Below are 489 nucleotides of genomic sequence, written 5' to 3'. Positions count from 1 at the left end.
AGATACGATTGATTTAAATCAGTTTTTAAATAGAGAAAAACTACTTAAATATGAAGAAGATATTAAATTTGATGAAAAAGTTTTAGATGACTTAATTTGTTGGGCAGTGTTAAATCTTAAGAGAGCTAAATCTAAACATGATATTATAGAAAGTTACTATAGTCCTAATATGAGATTTGATGAAGTAGGAACATTAAGAGATAACTTGGTTAAAAGAATTTTAAAATATGAGGAAAACTTATAAACGCATATGTTTAACATTAATGTTAATTATGATATAATTTTTAGTAAATTGGTGTAGCTTTAAGGCTATGCCATTTTACTTTTTTGATAGAAAATAATTATTAATAATCATAAATTGTTATATAAAAAAAGATAATTTGATTGAAAATATAAGCGTATGATGAATTTACTTTGAACTAAAACCAGTAGAAATAGTTGAATTTCATTTTTCTAGTATGTCATATCCAGAATAGTTAGTTGAAATTT

1 pseudogene is annotated in these 489 nt (G+C 22.5%); it reads left to right on the top strand.

From position 1 onward, the window contains the following. Positions 1–244: pseudogene (locus K0040_RS20045) on the top strand (ATP-binding protein); the annotation flags it as partial. Between the last annotated feature and the right edge of the window lie 245 nt (positions 245–489).

The sequence above is a fragment of the Terrisporobacter petrolearius genome, assembly GCF_020748185.1.
In the GTDB taxonomy this organism is placed as follows: Bacteria; Bacillota; Clostridia; order Peptostreptococcales; family Peptostreptococcaceae; genus Terrisporobacter; species Terrisporobacter petrolearius.
Note: the sequence above shows the minus strand (reverse complement) of the source record. Positions and strands in the feature narration are given on the sequence as shown.